Source organism: Streptomyces sp. CB02414, assembly GCF_001905385.1.
Lineage (GTDB): Bacteria > Actinomycetota > Actinomycetes > Streptomycetales > Streptomycetaceae > Streptomyces.
The window spans coordinates 78,951-95,691 of the sequence record NZ_LIPF01000013.1 but is presented as its reverse complement, the minus strand read 5'-3'; the positions used below and the strand labels follow the sequence as shown (position 1 = coordinate 95,691).

The 16,741-nt window shown below is 73.5% G+C and carries 17 protein-coding genes; 13 read left to right on the top strand and 4 right to left on the bottom strand.

Annotation, left to right across the window (positions count from 1 at the left end; genetic code table 11):
• Positions 1-13: 13 nt before the first annotated feature.
• Positions 14-667: a hypothetical protein gene (locus AMK11_RS33885; protein WP_073731959.1), complete on the bottom strand. Its 654-nt coding sequence runs from the start codon at positions 665-667 to the stop codon at positions 14-16.
• Between the two features lie 121 nt (positions 668-788).
• On the opposite strand from AMK11_RS33885, the gene AMK11_RS33880 reads away from it, so the two are divergent.
• Complete coding sequence (locus AMK11_RS33880; RefSeq protein ID WP_079187854.1) at positions 789-1,193, top strand: VOC family protein; 405 nt, start codon at positions 789-791, stop codon at positions 1,191-1,193.
• On the opposite strand, the gene AMK11_RS33875 is transcribed toward AMK11_RS33880, so the two are convergent.
• Positions 1,173-1,862, bottom strand: a complete 690-nt coding sequence (locus AMK11_RS33875; protein ID WP_073731957.1) for a helix-turn-helix transcriptional regulator — start codon at positions 1,860-1,862, stop codon at positions 1,173-1,175. The two genes, AMK11_RS33880 and AMK11_RS33875, sit on opposite strands and share 21 nt — an antisense overlap.
• A gap of 10 nt (positions 1,863-1,872) precedes the next feature.
• Positions 1,873-2,808 carry an AraC family transcriptional regulator gene (locus tag AMK11_RS33870; RefSeq protein WP_073731956.1) on the bottom strand — a complete coding sequence of 312 codons (936 nt, stop codon included), beginning with the start codon at positions 2,806-2,808 and terminating at the stop codon, positions 1,873-1,875.
• Between the two features lie 361 nt (positions 2,809-3,169).
• Between AMK11_RS33870 and AMK11_RS33865 the strand changes: the two genes are divergently transcribed.
• Complete coding sequence (locus AMK11_RS33865) at positions 3,170-4,003, top strand: NmrA family NAD(P)-binding protein (protein ID WP_079187870.1); 834 nt, start codon at positions 3,170-3,172, stop codon at positions 4,001-4,003.
• Positions 4,004-4,015: 12 nt separating this feature from the next.
• On the opposite strand, the gene AMK11_RS33860 is transcribed toward AMK11_RS33865, so the two are convergent.
• Complete coding sequence (locus AMK11_RS33860) at positions 4,016-5,173, bottom strand: YihY/virulence factor BrkB family protein (RefSeq protein WP_073731954.1); 1,158 nt, start codon at positions 5,171-5,173, stop codon at positions 4,016-4,018.
• A 99-nt stretch (positions 5,174-5,272) separates the two neighbouring features.
• Between AMK11_RS33860 and AMK11_RS33855 the strand changes: the two genes are divergently transcribed.
• The 11 genes from AMK11_RS33855 (at position 5,273) to AMK11_RS33810 (ending at position 16,563) form a co-directional block, all read left to right on the top strand.
• Complete coding sequence (locus AMK11_RS33855) at positions 5,273-6,916, top strand: acyl-CoA dehydrogenase family protein (RefSeq protein WP_073731953.1); 1,644 nt, start codon at positions 5,273-5,275, stop codon at positions 6,914-6,916.
• A 236-nt stretch (positions 6,917-7,152) separates the two neighbouring features.
• Positions 7,153-8,442, top strand: a complete 1,290-nt coding sequence (locus tag AMK11_RS33850) for a helix-turn-helix domain-containing protein (RefSeq protein ID WP_073731952.1) — start codon at positions 7,153-7,155, stop codon at positions 8,440-8,442.
• Positions 8,443-8,782: 340 nt separating this feature from the next.
• The gene (locus AMK11_RS33845) at positions 8,783-10,099 is read left to right on the top strand and encodes a hypothetical protein (protein ID WP_073731951.1); all 1,317 of its coding nucleotides are present in this window, start codon (positions 8,783-8,785) and stop codon (positions 10,097-10,099) included.
• Between the two features lie 95 nt (positions 10,100-10,194).
• Entirely contained in the window at positions 10,195-10,767 is a 573-nt protein-coding gene (locus AMK11_RS33840) for a GNAT family N-acetyltransferase (RefSeq protein WP_073731950.1), read from the top strand.
• A gap of 31 nt (positions 10,768-10,798) precedes the next feature.
• The gene (locus tag AMK11_RS39295; RefSeq protein WP_443333932.1) at positions 10,799-10,981 is read left to right on the top strand and encodes a putative leader peptide; all 183 of its coding nucleotides are present in this window, start codon (positions 10,799-10,801) and stop codon (positions 10,979-10,981) included.
• Positions 10,982-11,109: 128 nt separating this feature from the next.
• Entirely contained in the window at positions 11,110-12,807 is a 1,698-nt protein-coding gene (sirA, locus tag AMK11_RS33835; RefSeq protein WP_073731949.1) for a sulfite reductase SirA, read from the top strand.
• Positions 12,804-12,983, top strand: a complete 180-nt coding sequence (locus AMK11_RS33830; RefSeq protein WP_073731948.1) for a hypothetical protein — start codon at positions 12,804-12,806, stop codon at positions 12,981-12,983. Before sirA ends, AMK11_RS33830 begins: the two co-directional genes overlap by 4 nt.
• Positions 12,980-13,690 carry a phosphoadenylyl-sulfate reductase gene (locus AMK11_RS33825; protein ID WP_073731947.1) on the top strand — a complete coding sequence of 237 codons (711 nt, stop codon included), beginning with the start codon at positions 12,980-12,982 and terminating at the stop codon, positions 13,688-13,690. The genes AMK11_RS33830 and AMK11_RS33825 overlap by 4 nt, the downstream gene beginning before the upstream one ends.
• 43 nt (positions 13,691-13,733) lie before the next feature.
• On the top strand, positions 13,734-14,270 hold the full coding sequence (gene cysC / locus AMK11_RS33820) for an adenylyl-sulfate kinase (RefSeq protein ID WP_043378475.1): 537 nt from the start codon (positions 13,734-13,736) through the stop codon (positions 14,268-14,270).
• The gene (cysD, locus tag AMK11_RS33815; RefSeq protein WP_073731946.1) at positions 14,267-15,205 is read left to right on the top strand and encodes a sulfate adenylyltransferase subunit CysD; all 939 of its coding nucleotides are present in this window, start codon (positions 14,267-14,269) and stop codon (positions 15,203-15,205) included. The genes cysC and cysD overlap by 4 nt, the downstream gene beginning before the upstream one ends.
• Positions 15,206-15,207: 2 nt before the next feature.
• Positions 15,208-16,563, top strand: coding sequence for a sulfate adenylyltransferase subunit 1 (locus AMK11_RS33810; protein ID WP_073731945.1), 1,356 nt, complete (start codon positions 15,208-15,210; stop codon positions 16,561-16,563).
• Positions 16,564-16,741 lie beyond the last annotated feature (178 nt).

Genomic DNA, 16,741 nt, shown 5'->3' with positions numbered 1-16,741 from the left:
CTCCGGGGGCGGCTCAGCCGCCGATGTCCACGCTGTTGTCGGGTGCGCCGTCGCCGAACGGGGGCAGGTCGCCGCGTTCCACGGGCGTGGTGTCGGGACGCGGGGAGGGAAGAGTCTCGGCGGCCTCGGCCGCGTCGGGGCGGTGGGCGGAGACGGCGGCCTCGCGCAGGACCGCGCGCGGCACCGAGTCCGTCCCGGCGGACAGCCACAGCACGTGCCCGTCCTTCGGCACGGCGTACTCGTGCTCCCCGCCGCCCGTCCGGTACCAGGTCCCGGCGTCGCGCTCGCAGGTGGTCCGTCCGCCGCCGCTCGTGTGGCCGACGGGCCGGCTGCGGCAGGTCTCCTCGGTGATCGATCCCCGCTCGACGCCGAGGCGGACCACGGCCCCCGAGCCGTCGGTGTAGGCGGCGGAGAAGCCGTCGTCGCCGAGCACGCCGACGGACTGCTCGGCCAGGGTGAAGCCGGGGACCGTGGTGACGTAGACCAGTTCCGGGGCCGTTCCCATCGCCTCGGCCCTGGAGTTGAGTTCGGCGGGTGTTCCGGCGGTGGTGGCGGGAGCCTGTTCGGAAGCGGCGGCGGCCGGGGTTTCGGACGCCTTCTCGGTACCGCACGCGGTGAGCAGCAGAGGGGTCAGCAGGAGCGGCAGGACGCGCGCGCGACGATTCATGCACCCATCCTGCCGCACAGGTGTTCCACAGCCGCGCGGTTTCCGCACGCCCACGCCCACGGCCGCTGCCGTGTCCGATTCCTTCAAGACGGCTCCCGGCCGCCCTGCCTACGGTGACGCCATGACCGCACGATTCAACGCCATCGGCCTCGTCGTCTCCGACATGGCCGCGTCCGTGACCTTCTACCGCCGGCTCGGTTTCGCCTTCCCCGAGGACGCTGAGCGCGAGCCGCACGCCGAGGCCGGCCTGCCGGGCGGCATCCGGCTGATGCTCGACACCGAGGAGTCCGTACGTTCCTTCACCCCGGGGTGGGAGCCGCCGGCCGGTGGCGGGCGGCACTCGCTCGCCCTGCTGTGCGACACGCCCGCCGAGGTGGACGCCCTCTACAAGGAGTTGACCGGCGCCGGCTGCCACGGCGAGCGGGAGCCCTGGGACGCCCCCTGGGGGCAGCGGTACGCCGTCGTGGGCGACCCGGACGGCCACGGGGTGGATCTGTTCGCGCCGCTAGCCGCGCCCGGCGAGTAGTTCACCGGGCGGCAGTCCCGTCAACTCCCGTACGTCCCGGGCCAGGTGCGCCTGGTCGGCGTAACCGGACCGGGTGGCCGTCTCGGCGAGGGGCAGGCCCGCGCGGGCCAGGGCGAGGGCGCGCTGGAGCCGCAGCACGCGGGCCAGCGTCTTGGGGCCGTAGCCGAAGGCGGCCAGGGAGCGGCGGTGCAACTGGCGTGCGCTCAGGCCCAGTCGGTCGGCGGTGGCGGCGACCGGGCGGCCCGCGTCGAGGGCGGCCACGATCCGGCGCGGGAGCGGGTCGTGGGGGCCGGCGTCGGCCGCCGCCGACAGTGCCGCCTCCTCCAGGCCGGTCGCCGGGTCGGGGGCCGCGTTCACCCGCGCGGTCAGGCGCCGGACGCGGGCGGCGGGCCAGAGGTCGGTGAGGTCGACGCGGCGGTCGCGCAGTTCCGGGGCGGGGACGCCGAGGAGGGCGGGGGCGGTGCCGGGGTGGAAGCGGACGCCTGCCCAGGGGCCGGCGGAGCCCGTGGTGACGTGGGCGCGGGTGTCGGGACCGGCGACCAGCAGCCGGCCGTCGTGCCAGAGCAGGTCCATGCAGCCGTCGGGCAGGACCCGTCCGGAGCCGGGCACGGTCGGGGTGTTGGTCCATACCACCGCGCCGGTCAGCCGGGATGCCCGTTCCGCGTACACGCGTGCCAGGCTACGCCGCCGGCGCGCGGTACTCCTGCGGGCTGACGCCGTACACCCGCTTGAACGCCGTGGACAGGGCGAACGCGCCGCCGTAGCCGACCTGGCGGGCGATCGCGCCGAGCGTGTCGTCGGTGTCGCGCAGCCGGTCGGCGGCGAGCGCCAGCCGCCAGCCGGTGAGGTACGCCATCGGGGGCTCGCCCACCAGGTCGGTGAAGCGCCGGGCGAGCGCGGCGCGGGAGACTCCGGCCTTCGCGGCGAGGGACGCCACCGTCCAGGGGTGCGCGGGGTCGGCCTGGAGCAGGCGCAGCGCCCTGCCGACGACCGGGTCCCCGAGCGCCCGGTACCAGGCGGGCGGCTCGGCCCGCGGGCCGGCGAACCAGGATCGCAGCGCGGCGATGACGAGGAGGTCGAGGAGCCGGTCGAGGACGACCTCCTGGCCGGGTTCGTCGCGCGTGACCTCGGTCATCAGCAGGGGCGTCAGGGGGCACTCCCACTGGTCCGAGGTGAGGGACAGCAGCGGGGGCAGGGCATCGAGGAGCCGGCCGCCGATCTCGCCGCGCACCAGGTAGGTGCCGATGAGCAGCACCGCCTCGCCGTCGGCGCGGTCGCCCCAGGTCCGTACGCCCAGGTCCATCGAACCGTTGAGCGGACGTCCGTCGGGGTAGCTGCACTCGCCGCCCGGCAGGATCACCGCCTGGGGCGCGGTAGCGGGGTCGTCGGCGCAGGTGTACGGGTCGGGGCCGCGGGCGATGGCGAGGTCGCCGGCGCGCAGGCGCACCCGCTCCCCCGTGTCCGGGACCACCCACGCGTCGCCGCGCACCATCAGCATCACCGTGAGCGGCGCCCGGTCCTCGACGCGGACGGCCCACGGCGGGTCGAAGCAGGCGCGGATCATGAACGCGCCACGGGCGCGGGGTCCTTCGAGCAGGCCGGCGAGTGCGTCCATGGCGCCACAGCGTAGGGCCTGTCCGGCGGAGCAGGTCGCAGGAAAGCGACGGCGCCTGACCAGTGCAGGTGAGCGGGGGCTGGTGCGTCCAGCTGCAAGGCGGAGGAGGGAGTCGACGCGATGGGGGTCCCCCCGCGCGAGCGCAGTCGAGCGTGGGGGAGTCGGCGACCGACGACAACGCCGCAGATGGGCGTGCCAGCCCCCGCGTCTGCGGCATGATCCGCCGGACAGGCCCTGGTCACGGCGTGGACGCACGCGTATGCCCGTGAGCCCTTCGGCGATGGGCAGGCCCGGCGAGCGGCCGTTGACTGGGGGCATGACGGAGACGGGCACACACAAGGGCACTGAGGGTACGAAGGGCATGACGGTCGTGGTCACGGGCGCCACCGGCCGTACCGGGCGGCGGGTCGCCGAGGCGGCGCGGGCGGCCGGGCTGAGCGTGCGGGCGGCGTCCCGGGCGACCGGGTTCGACTGGCGGTCCCGGTCGACCTGGGCGGACGCCCTGCGCGGCGCCGACGCGGCCTACCTCGCGTACCCCACCGACGTCGGCGACCCGGAGGCCGCGGACGCGGTCGGGGCGCTGGCGCGGGAGGCGGCCGGGCTCGGCGTGCGGCGGCTGGTGCTGCTGTCGGCGCGGGGCGAGGACCAGGCGCGGCCCGCCGAGGAGGCGCTGGCCGGGGCGGGCGCCGAGTGGACGGTGGTGCGGGCCGCGTGGTTCGCGCAGAACTTCAGCGAGGGGCCGCTGGCCGAGGAGCTGCGGCAGCACGGGGAGCTGGTGTTCCCGGCCGGGGAGGCCGGGGAGCCGTTCGTGGACCTGCGGGACGTCGCGGACGTGGTGGTGGCCGCGCTGACCTCCGGCGACCGGTACGCCGGCCGGGTGCTGGAGGTGTCGGGGCCGCGGCTGCTCTCCTTCGGCGAGGCGGTCGCCGAGATCGCGAAGGCGACGGGGCGGGCACTGACGTACCGGTACACGCCGCCGCGGGAGTACGGGGCGAACCTGGCCGGGTTCGGGGTGCCGGAGGAGGAGGCCGCGTTCCTCGTGGACCTGTTCGGCACGCTGCTCGACGGCCGCAACGCCCGGCTGTCGGACGGCGTCCAGGAGGTGCTGGGCCGGGAGCCGAGGGACTTCGGCCGGTTCGTGCGGGAAGGCGCGGAGGCGGGGGTGTGGGCCCCGGCGGCGTCCGGCGGGGCGTAGGCATGGGGCCCGCTACGAGGCCTCCGGCTTGTCACGGCCGTGGTCGTGGTGGTGGCTGTGATTGGCGGGCGGCGTGTGCTTCACGTGGGTGCGCAGGCGGGAGGTGACGTCCTCCGGGGGCAGGAAGCGGGACCAGCGTTCCGGGAACTCGGAGGGCATGTCGGGGTCCGACTCGCCGCTGGCGGCGGCCCGGGCCACGTACTCGGCGACCTGGGCCTGGCGCAGCCGCTCGTTGGCCTCACGGGCGGCCGCGGTGGAGGCGGCCGGCCAGACCCGGTCGATGGCCGCGTTGACCGCCGCGCCGACGAGCACCGCGAAGGCGGACACGCCGATCCACAGCAGCACGGCGACGGGCGCGGCCAGGGAGCCGTAGATCGTGGGGCCCTCGACGGTGTTGGTGAGGTAGATGCGCAGCAGGAAGCTGCCGAGCACCCACATGGCGAGGGCGACCAGCGCACCGGGCACGTCCTCGATCCACGGGGAGCGCACCGGCACGGACACGTGGTAGAGCGTGGTCAGGAAGGCGATGGACAGGATGATGACGACGGGCCAGTACAGGACCTGGACCACCGTCGTCGACCACGGCACGATGCGCACCACGGCGTCCGGGCCGGCCACCATCAGCGGCAGCGCCACCGACCCGATCAGCAGGGCGACGAGGAAGAGCAGGAACGCCATCAGGCGGGTCTTGACGATGCCGCGGACGCCGTCGAGGCCGTACATCACGGTGATCGTGTCGATGAAGACGTTCACCGCGCGGGAGCCCGACCACAGGGCGAACAGGAAGCCGAGGGAGATGACGTCGGGCCGTCCGCCCTTCATCACGTCGTCCAGGATCGGCTCGGTGATCTGCTCGACGCCCTTCTCGGAGAGCACCGCGCGGGAGGCGTCCAGGATGTTGGTGCGCAGGCTCTCGGTGGTGTCGGCGCCGATCCAGGCGTCGACGTAGCCGAGCAGTCCGAGGAGGCTCAGCAGCAGGGGCGGCACCGACAGGAGGGTGAAGAACGCCGCCTCCGCCGCCAGGCCGAGGATGCGGTACTCCATGCACGAGTTGACGGTGTCCTTGAGGAGCAGCCAGGCGGTCCTGCGTTTGGAGACGTTCCGGTACAGGACCCGGGCGCGATGGAGCCGGCCGGAGGGCCGTTCGGGGGATTCACTTGCTGGCTGCACGCCCTAAAGGTATCCGCCGCGGAGGGTCGCACTCATCCGCGGACGCCCTCCTGCCGGTGACGGCTCCGTGCGGATCCGCGGCACGGTAGGTTCACGGTCATGGCAGGCAGTACCCACACCGTGACGAATCAGGCGCCGCCGCTGACCGGCTACGACGTCTTCACCGCCGACCGGGCCCTGACGGCCGCGGTCGAGCGGCATCTGGCTCCGGAGCTGCGCGAGGAGGCGGTGGCGGAGCTGTCGGGCCTGGGGCGCGGCTGCGGGTCGGCTCAGAGCCAGGAGTGGGGCGCGCAGGCGAACGACAACCCGCCGGTGCTGCGTACGCACGACCGTTACGGCCACCGCGTCGACGAGGTGGACTTCCACCCGGCCTGGCACCGGCTGCTGGGCAAGGGCGTCTCGGCGGGGCTGACGGCGGCCTGGTCCCGGCCGGGCGGGCACGTGCGGCGCGCCGCCGGTTTCGTCATGTGGACGCAGGTCGAGGCGGGCAACGGCTGCCCGCTGTCGATGACCCACGCCGCCGTGCCGGCCCTGCGCACCGATCCGGCGCTGGCCGCCGAGTGGGAGCCGCGGCTGACCTCGCGCGTCTACGACCGGGAGCTGCGGCCGGCCCGTCTGAAGGCCGGGGCGCTGTTCGGGATGGGCATGACGGAGAAGCAGGGCGGCAGCGACGTCCGGGCGAACACCACCTCCGCGCGGCCGCTGGCCGAGGACGGCACGTACGAGCTGACCGGGCACAAGTGGTTCTGCTCGGCGCCGATGTCGGACGGTTTCCTGGTGCTGGCGCGGGCGCCGGGAGGGCTGACCTGTTTCCTGGTGCCGCGCGTCCTGGCGGACGGCAGCCGCAACGTGTTCCTGATCCAGCGGCTCAAGGACAAACTGGGCAACCGGTCCAACGCCTCCGCCGAGGTCGAGTTCGCCGGGACCTGGGCGCGCCGGGTCGGCGAGGAGGGGCGCGGGGTGGGCACGATCACCGGGATGGTGGCGGCGACCCGGCTGGACTGCGTGCTGGGGTCGGCGGGTCTGATGCGGCAGGCGGTGGCGCAGGCGGTGCACCACGGCGTGTACCGGGAGGCCTTCGGCGCGAAACTGGCCGACCAGCCGCTGATGCGCAACGTGCTCGCGGACCTCGCGATCGAGTCGGAGGCGGCCACCACGCTCGGGATGCGGCTGGCGGCGGCGCACGACGCGGCGGAGGGCGGTGACGAGCGGGAGCGGGCGCTGCTGCGGCTGGCGGTGCCGGCGGCGAAGTACTGGGTGACCAAGCGGTGCGCCCCGGTCGCGGTGGAGGCCGCCGAGTGCCTGGGCGGCAACGGGTACGTCGAGGAGTCCGGGATGCCCCGGCTGGTGCGCGAGTCGCCGCTGAACTCGATCTGGGAGGGCGCCGGGAACGTGCAGGCACTGGACGTGCTGCGGGCCCTGGGGCGGGAACCGGCGGCGATGGACGCCTACCTGACGGAGGTGGGCCTGGCGCGCGGCGCCGACCACCGCCTGGACGCGGCGATCCGGGGACTGCTGACGGAGCTGGCCGATCTCGGCGCCGCCGAGGGGCGGGCGCGGCGGCTGGCGGAGCGGCTGGCGCTGGTGCTCCAAGGGGCGCTGCTGGTGCGGTACGCGCCACCGGAGGTCGCCGACGCGTTCTGCGCCGGGCGGCTGGGCGGCGACGGGGGCGCGGCCTTCGGCACGCTGCCGCCGACGCTGGACCTGGCGTCGGTGGTGGAGCGGGCCCGTCCGGTGAGCTGAGTCTTCGGTGCGGGGGTGGTGCTGCGCCGACACGGCACCACCCCCGCCACACAGGCCCGTTCAGGCCGAGTACGCCGCTCGGGGCGACGTGTTCCAAGTTTGGGCACCGGTACAGCGGGCCACCAGGGTTGCAAGGGGTTGCAACTTGCTTCCGGCTGTGTGCGGACTGTGCCCTTCCGTCCCGGGCAAGCGGTCATTATGAGACGAACATCCGACTTCCGGGAGGACGGGGACCAGTGGGGCTCTCGCCGATGGACGTGACGCAGTTCGCCGCCGTCGACACGACACGCGCGGCGCGCGTGCTCAGCGAGGTCCGCTCCGCGAGACTCTCCGGCGGACGGGCCCCGGTGGCGCCGCGTCCCGTGATCGAGCAGTCCTGGGACCGGATGCTGCGCAGCGGCGTCGATCCGGAGCACGACTTCCGTGCCGGGCTGCTGTCCCCGGACGAGGTGCGGCGGCGCCGGGAGGCCTCGCCGCTGCGGCACGTGCTGCCGGTGCTGCGGGAGGGGCTGCTGGCGGTCGCGGACGTCGCGCACCACATCATGGTCGTCGCCGACGACGAGGGGCGGGTGCTGTGGCGGGAGGGCAGCGCGCGGGTGCTGCGCCGGGCCGACGGGCTCGGCTTCGAACTCGGCGCGGACTGGCGGGAGGAAGTCGTGGGCACCAACGGCGTGGGCACGCCGGCGGTCACCCGGCGGCCCGTCCAGGTCTTCGCCTCCGAGCACTTCGTACGGTCCCAGGCCACCTGGACCTGTGCCGGGGCGCCGATCACCGATCCGCGCAGCGGCCGGCTGCTCGGGGTGGTCGACGTGAGCGGGCCGCTGGAGACGATGCACCCGGCGACGCTCGCGTGGGTGGACTCGGTGGCCAAGCTCGCCGAGGCCCGGCTGCGGGAGTTGCACGTGCGGTCGCTGGAGCGGCTGCGCACGGTGGCCGCCCCGGTGCTGGCGCGGCTGGAGGGGCGGGCACTGGTGGCCGACCGGGACGGCTGGACGGCGGCGGTGACGGGGATGCCGCACCTGGACCGGGTGGTGCTGCCCAAGTCCCCGGCGGCCGGGCCGCGGTGGCTGCCGGCTTTCGGGGCGTGCACGGTGGAGCCGCTCGGCGAGGGCTGGCTGCTGCGGGCGGCCGGGGAACCGGCGGGGCAGGAGGGGGCCCGGATCGCGCTGGACCTCTCGCAGCCGCGCCGGTGGTCGGTGCGGGTACTGGGGGGCGCGGAGGACTGGGTGCGGGAACTGAGTCCCCGGCACGCCGAGTTGCTGTACCTGCTGGCCGTCCACCGCACCGGGCGCAGTGCCGCGGAGCTGGCCGAGGACATGTTCGGCGACCCGGCCCGCACGGTGACCGTACGGGCGGAGATGTCGCGGGTCAGGAGGTACCTCGGGGCGTACCTGGAACACCGGCCGTATCGTTTCTGCGAAGACGTGGAGGTGGAGGTCGTCCTCCCGGCCGCCCCGGGGGACCTGCTCCCCCACTCGACCGCACCGGCGGTGGCACAACGCCGGGGGGCGGCGTCGGTGCCCTGAACGGGCGGCGGCCGCCGCCCACCACTCCACGCCGGGCGCCCCACCGGGTGACGCGTCCGGCGCTTCGCCCGGCGGCCGCCCGTCCGCGGGACCGGTCCGCGCCGCCGCGGGCCTCCCGCCACCGGCCGCCCCGCCTCCACCGGCGCGTGGCCTTCACCGCCCCGCGCGCACGCCCCACCGGCCCACGGCAGGGACGGATCGGTACCGTTCTCGCATATTTGCAGCGTCCACGTCCGCCGGGCCGTCCGTCTGTCGTAGCATCCTCTGGGGACCGCCCCATCTGCTCCTCGGTCAACGCGGCCACCGTCGAGCACAGTTGGACGGTGCCTGTGGAGGTTTCATGAAGCATCGCGGCAGACACCGCCGGCGCAGGCGGGGCAAGGCGCTGCGCGCGGCCCTGGCCGGCGCGGCCCTCGCGCTCACGGGCGCCGCCACGATGATCAGCGCCTCGCAGGCCACCGTGGCCGACGACCCGGGCACCCTGAACCCCCTCACCTCCGCCGCCGAGACCGCCGACCTGCGGCTCACCGAACACCACGTGCCGCGCCCCTGGCTCGACCGCCTCTCCACCGCGATGGGCGAGCCGGTGGGCGTCGGCGCCGTCCTCGGCTCCGCCGACCACACCCTGCGCGACGCCGCCGACTGCACCACCGGGGAACGGGAGGCACTGCCGGTCTCCCCCGCCGCCACCCGCGCCTACTGCTGGGAGGAGGCCGACACCGAGGGCTGGAGTCCCGGCGCGGTCACCACCTCGGGGGACGCCGACGACGACGGCCGCTGGGGCGCCCACCGGGTCATCCTCTCCGCCTGGTCCCGCGACGACGGCACACCCGAGGGCGGTCTGGCCCGGGTCTCCTTCGTCGACGCCGACGACCCCGACCACCTCACCTACACCTCGGCGCTCCTCGCCGTCCCGGTCGACGGCGGACTCGACTACCGGGGGCTGGCCTCCCCCGTCTCCGGCATGGTCTGGTACCAGGACAAGCTGCTCGTCACCGCCGGCACCGGCGGCCGCGACGCGCTGTTCGTGTACGACGTGGACCGGATCCAGCGCACCACGACCGACGCCCTCGCCGTAGGCCGGGTGCCCGGCGGCTGGGCGGCGGCCGGCCACCCGTACGTGCTGCCCGCCGTCGCCTCGTACCGGCTCCCCGACTCCTCCGGCGCCGCGCGTCCCGGCGCGATCTCGCTCGACCGCGGCACGGTCCCCGACAGCCTGGTGGCGAGCGAGCGGGTGCCCGCGGACGGCGACCGTCCCACCCGGCTGTGGCGCTACGACCTCAGCACGGACCCGGCGCGCACCGGACTGCCGGACGCCGACTCCGCCGGACACGTCGACCCGGTGGAGGCGTACGAGACCGGGGCGGCCGAGGTGGGCGGCGTGCTGTCGTACCGTCCGGCCGGTGCGGCGCGCGCCGACTGGTACCTGGGCCGCGCGGCCGGCGGGGACGACGGGACGGACGGGCGCGGCACCCTGTGGCGCCAGGACACCGAGGGCGCCCGGGCCGTGGAGTGCGGCGCGGACGGTTCGCAGCGCTGCTGGAGCGGACCGGCGGGCTCCCTGTCGTACTGGGCCGAGACCGGTGAGGTCTGGTCGCAGTCGGGCCGGATGCTGTTCGCGCTGCCGCTCCGGTCGATCGAGGACGCGCTGGACTGAGGCCGTCGGGCCCCAAGGCCCTCCCCGGATGCGGCCGGCGGATGCGACCGGGCGGGGATCGACAGATCCGCGGGGCTGATGATTCCCTGACCGGCATGACCAACATCGCCGTGACCACCTGGTCCCTGGAGCAGACGGCGCCGACCGATCTGCTGCCGGCCGCCGCCCCGGAGGGGGACGTCCGGATCGTCCGCTCCGAGGTGCCCTCCCCCGAGTTCAGCCGCTTCCTGTACGCCTCGGTGGGCGGGGACATCCGCTGGACGGACCGGCTCGGCTGGAGCCACGCGCGGTGGCGGGAGCACCTGGAGCGGCCCGGCGTGGAGACCTGGGTCGCCTACGACCGCGGCACACCCGCCGGGTACGTGGAGCTGACGCCCGGGGACGACGGCGTCGTGGAGATCGAGTACTTCGGCCTGCTCCCGGCCTTCCGGGGCCGGCGCGTCGGCGGACACCTGCTCTCGTACGGCACCGCCCGGGCCTGGGACCTGGCGGAACGCTGGCCGGGACTGGCCACGACCAAGCGGGTGTGGCTGCACACGTGCAGCAAGGACGGCGAGTTCGCGATGGACAACTACCAGCGCCGGGGCTTCCGCCTGTTCGACACGAAGGTCGAGGAGGAGCCCGACGTGGCCACGCCGGGTCCCTGGCCCGGAGCCTTCCCCGCCTGACCGACCGCCCCACCGGGCCGCACGGCCCCACATGTGCCCCACGGCACCCTTGTCTCACTCTACGGGACAAGGGTGTCCGCATTTTGGATTAAGCTGGACTGTGTCCAGATCGCCGTGCCAGTCTTCCGTCATGCCTGGAACTGGAATTGCCTTGGTGAGTCGGCGGCACGTCGACCTCGGCCGCATGTCCAGCGCCATCTGTCCGGTCCGCTGAGAGCACCCTCCAGCACTACCGGATCTTCTTTCTTCGCCTCATTCCCGCGCAATGAAGCGCACCCTACTCGTGCGCTCATATGCGCAGGTCAGAGCCGCTTTCCGCCTGTCCCGAAGGACGTGTCACCCATGGCCGCCACGCCGCCGAATTCCGCTGCCGCGACCCCCCGCCGCAAGGTGAGCCGTCACCGCGGCGAGGGTCAGTGGGCGGCCGGTCACTTCACCCCGCTCAACGGGAACGAGCAGGTCAAGAAGGACGACGATGGTCTCAATGTGCGGACACGTATTGAGACGATCTACTCCAAGCGTGGTTTCGACTCGATCGACCCCAGCGACCTGCGCGGACGCATGCGCTGGTGGGGTCTGTACACCCAGCGCAAGCAGGGCATCGACGGCGGGAAGACGGCCGTCCTGGAGCCGGAGGAGCTGGACGACAGCTACTTCATGCTGCGGGTCCGCGTCGACGGCGGCGCGCTGACCACCGCGCAGCTGCGCGTCATCGGCGAGATCTCGCAGGAGTTCGCGCGCGGCACCGCCGACATCACCGACCGGCAGAACGTCCAGTACCACTGGATCCGCATCGAGGACGTGCCCGAGATCTGGGACCGCCTGGAGGGCGTCGGCCTGTCCACGGTCACCGCCTGCGGCGACACGCCCCGCGTGATGATCGGCTCCCCGGTCGCGGGCATCGCCGAGGACGAGATCATCGACGGCACGCCGGCCCTGGAGGAGATGAAGCGCCGGGTGCTCAACAACCCGGCGTACTCGAACCTCCCGCGGAAGTTCAAGACCGCGATCTCCGGGTCGCCGGTGCTGGACGTGGTGCACGAGATCAACGACGTGGCGTTCGTCGGTGTCCAGCACCCCGAGCACGGGCCGGGCTTCGACCTGTGGGTCGGCGGCGGCCTGTCCACCAACCCGAAGCTGGGCGTGCGCCTGGGCGCCTGGGTGCCGATCGAGGACGTGCCCGACGTCTACGAGGGCGTCATCGCCATCTTCCGCGACTACGGCTACCGGCGGCTGCGCAACCGGGCCCGCCTGAAGTTCCTGGTCGCCGACTGGGGCGCGGAGAAGTTCCGGCAGGTGCTGGAGGACGAGTACCTGAAGCGGAAGCTGACCGACGGCCCGGCGCCCGCCGACCCGACCAGCCGCTGGCGCGACCACATCGGTGTGCACCGGCAGAAGGACGGCCGCTACTACGTCGGCTTCGCCCCGCGCGTCGGCCGCGTCGACGGCACCACCCTGACGAAGGTCGCCGACCTCGCGGAGGCGCACGGCTCGGGCCGGGTCCGCACCACCGTCGAGCAGAAGATGATCATCCTCGACGTCGAGCAGGACCGGGTCGACTCGCTGGTCGAGTCCCTGGAGGCGCTGGACCTCACCGCCCGGCCCTCCACCTTCCGGCGCGGCACCATGGCCTGCACCGGCATCGAGTTCTGCAAGCTCGCCATCGTCGAGACCAAGGCGCGCGGCGCCTCGCTGATCGACGAGCTGGAGCGCCGGCTCCCCGAGTTCGACGAGCCGCTCACCATCAACCTCAACGGCTGCCCCAACGCCTGTGCCCGCATCCAGACCGCGGACATCGGTCTCAAGGGCCAGCTGGTGCTGAACGAGCGGGGCGAGCAGGTCGAGGGCTACCAGGTGCACCTGGGCGGCGCGCTCGGCCTGGAGCCCGGCTTCGGCCGCAAGGTGCGCGGCCTGAAGGTCACCGCCGAGGAGCTGCCGGACTACGTGGAGCGGGTCCTCACGCGCTACCAGGCCGAACGCGAGGACGGCGAGCGCTTCGCCACCTGGGCGGCCCGCGCCTCCGAGGAGGCCCTGTCGTGAGCGAGCGCGCCGTGCCGTTCCACTGCCCGTACTGCGGCGACGAGGACCTGCGTCCGCACGAGCAGGGACACGGCGCCTGGGAATGCGCGGCGTGCAACCGCGCCTTCCAGTTGAAGTTCCTCGGGCTGCTGGCCCGGGGTCTTCAGCCCGACTCGACCGAGGGGGAACGGATATGACGGCCGTTCAGGAAGAACGTACGACCGAGGATCTCAAGGCGCTCGCCGAGCGGGCGGGCCGCGAGCTGGAGGACGCCTCCGCGCTGGAGGTCCTCCAGTGGGCGGCGGACACCTTCGGCAGCCGCTTCTGCGTGACCTCCTCCATGGAGGACGCGGTCGTGGCCCACCTCGCCTCCCGCGCCCTGCCCGGCGTGGACGTGGTGTTCCTCGACACCGGCTACCACTTCGAGGAGACCATCGGCACCCGGGACGCGGTCGAGGCCGTGATGGACGTGAACGTCATCACGCTCACCCCGCGGCAGACGGTCGCCGAGCAGGACGCCGAGTACGGCCCGAGGCTGCACGACCGCGACCCGGACCTGTGCTGCGCGCTGCGCAAGGTCAGGCCGCTGGAGGAGGGCCTGAAGGGCTACCAGGCCTGGGCGACCGGGCTGCGCCGCGACGAGTCCGAGACCAGGGCGAGCACGCCGGTCGTCGGCTGGGACGAGAAGCGGGGCAAGGTGAAGATCTCGCCCATCGCGAAGTGGTCACAGGAAGATGTGCAAACGTACGTCACCGAGCACGGCGTTCTCACCAATCCGCTGCTGATGGACGGCTATGCCTCCGTGGGCTGCGCGCCCTGCACCCGGCGTGTGCTGGAGGGCGAGGACGCCCGCGCCGGACGCTGGGCGGGCCGCGCCAAGACCGAGTGCGGACTGCACGGCTGACATGACGACGACCACCGGACCATCGAGATCCAGGGAGAACCACGTGACGACCGGAGCCACCGTCTGGCTCACGGGCCTGCCCAGCGCCGGCAAGACCACCATCGCCCACGAGCTGGCGGGGCGGCTGCGCGAGGAGGGCAGGCGCGTCGAGCTCCTCGACGGCGACGAGATCCGCGAGTTCCTCTCGCGCGGCCTCGGCTTCAGCCGCGAGGACCGGCACACCAACGTGCAGCGCATCGGCTTCGTCGCCGAACTGCTCGCCCGCAACGGCGTCACGGCGCTGGTCCCGGTGATCGCCCCGTACGCGGACAGCCGGGACGCGGTGCGCGAGCGCCACGAGGCTAACGGCACGGCGTACGTCGAGGTGCACGTCGCCACCCCGGTCGAGGTGTGCTCGGTGCGCGACGTGAAGGGCCTGTACGCCAAGCAGGCCGCGGGGGAGCTGACGGGGCTCACCGGCGTCGACGACCCGTACGAGGAGCCCGTCAAGCCCGACCTGCGCATTGAGTCGCAGGACCAGACCGTCCAGGAGTCCGCCGCGGCGGTCCACGCCCTGCTCACCGAAAGGGGACTGGCATGACGACGACCGTCGCAGCGGTGGAGGAGGGCAAGGCGGGCCCGTACGCCCTCTCCCACCTCGACGCGCTCGAATCGGAGGCCGTGCACATCTTCCGCGAGGTGGCGGGCGAGTTCGAGCGGCCGGTGATCCTCTTCTCCGGCGGCAAGGACTCCATCGTCATGCTGCACCTGGCGCTGAAGGCGTTCGCACCCGCGCCGGTCCCCTTCTCCCTCCTGCACGTGGACACCGGGCACAACTTCCCCGAGGTGCTGGACTACCGCGACCGCGCGGTGGAGCGGCACGGGCTGCGCCTGCACGTGGCCTCCGTGCAGGACTACATCGACCGCGGGGTGCTGCGCGAGCGGCCGGACGGGACCCGCAATCCTCTCCAGACGCTGCCGCTGACCGAGAAGATCCAGGCGGAGAAGTTCGACGCCGTCTTCGGCGGCGGGCGCCGCGACGAGGAGAAGGCCCGGGCCAAGGAGCGGGTGTTCTCGCTGCGCGACGAGTTCTCCCAGTGGGACCCGCGCCGCCAGCGCCCCGAGCTGTGGAACCTGTACAACGGCCGGCACGCCCCCGGCGAGCACGTGCGCGTCTTCCCGCTCTCCAACTGGACCGAGCTGGACGTGTGGCAGTACATCGCCCGCGAGGGCATCGAGCTGCCGCAGATCTACTACGCCCACGAGCGCGAGGTCTTCGCCCGCTCCGGCATGTGGCTGACGGCCGGTGACTGGGGCGGCCCGAAGGACGGCGAGACGGTCGAGAAGCGGCAGGTCCGCTACCGCACCGTCGGCGACATGTCCTGCACGGGCGCCGTCGACTCCGACGCCGACACCATCGAGAAGGTCATCGCCGAGATCGCCGTCACCCGGCTCACCGAACGCGGCGCCACCCGCGCCGACGACAAGATGTCCGAGGCCGCGATGGAAGACCGCAAGCGCGAGGGGTACTTCTAGACATGACCAGCACCACGGAACCCGTCGAGCCGCTGTCGGTCTGGCAGCTGTCGGAGACGACCCTGCTCCGGTTCGCCACCGCCGGCTCGGTCGACGACGGCAAGTCCACGCTGGTGGGCCGGCTCCTGCACGACTCCAAGTCGGTCCTCACCGACCAGCTGGAGGCCGTCGAGCGCGCCTCCGCGAGCCGCGGCCAGGACGCCCCGGACCTCGCGCTGCTCACCGACGGCCTGCGGGCCGAGCGCGAGCAGGGCATCACCATCGACGTGGCCTACCGCTACTTCGCCACCCCGCGCCGCCGGTTCATCCTCGCCGACACCCCCGGGCACGTGCAGTACACCCGGAACATGGTCACCGGCGCCTCCACCGCCGAACTGACCGTCATCCTGGTCGACGCCCGCAACGGCGTCGTAGAGCAGACCCGCCGGCACGCCGCGATCGCCGCGCTGCTGCGCGTCCCGCACGTCGTCCTCGCCGTCAACAAGATGGACCTGGTCGACTACCAGGAGTCCGTCTTCGCCGCGATCGCCGAGGAGTTCACGGCGTACGCGACCGAGCTGGGCGTCCCGGAGGTCACCGCGATCCCGATCTCGGCGCTGGCCGGCGACAACGTCGTGGAGGCGTCGGCGGTCATGGACTGGTACGGCGGCCCGACGGTGCTGGAGCACCTGGAGACGGTGCCGGTCAGCCACGACCTGGCGCACTGCCACGCCCGGCTGCCCGTGCAGTACGTGATCCGCCCGCGCACCGCCGAGCACCCCGACTACCGCGGCTACGCGGGCCAGATCGCCGCCGGCACCTTCCGCGTCGGCGACGAGGTGACCGTCCTGCCGTCGGGCCGCACCTCGAAGGTGTCCGGCATCGACCTGCTGGGCGAGCCGGTCGAGGCGGCCTGGACGCCGCAGTCGGTGACGCTGCTGCTCGAGGACGACATCGACGTCTCGCGCGGCGACCTGATCGTGCCCAGCAAGGACGCGCCGGAGACCACCCAGGACGTCGAGGCGACGGTCTGCCACGTCGCCGACGCGCCACTCACCGTGGGCCACCGGGTGCTCCTCAAGCACGGCACGCGCACGGTCAAGGCGATCGTCAAGGACATTCCGGCCCGGCTCACGCTGGACGACCTGTCCCTGCACCCGCACCCCGGGAAGCTCGTCGCCAACGACATCGGCCGCGTCAAGATCCGCACGGCGGAGCCGCTGCCCGCCGACTCCTACGCCGACTCCCGCCGCACCGGTTCCTTCATCCTGATCGACCCGAGCGACGGCACCACCCTCACCGCGGGCATGGCCGGCGAGTCCTTCGCGGCGCCGGAGCCGGTCAAGGACGGGGCGGACGACGACGGGTGGGACTTCTAGCCATGGGTTCCCGGGACTTCTATGCCACGTTCGCGAAGGAGGGCGGCCGCGTCGGCAGCGGCGCCCTGGGGAGTGGGCAGGGCGGCGTCGGGCGATGTGGCAGGTGACGTACGCGCACCGCTCGCGCGCCCTCACCCCGCACCGCCGTAGACGCGAACCCGCCGATCTCCCGGCCACG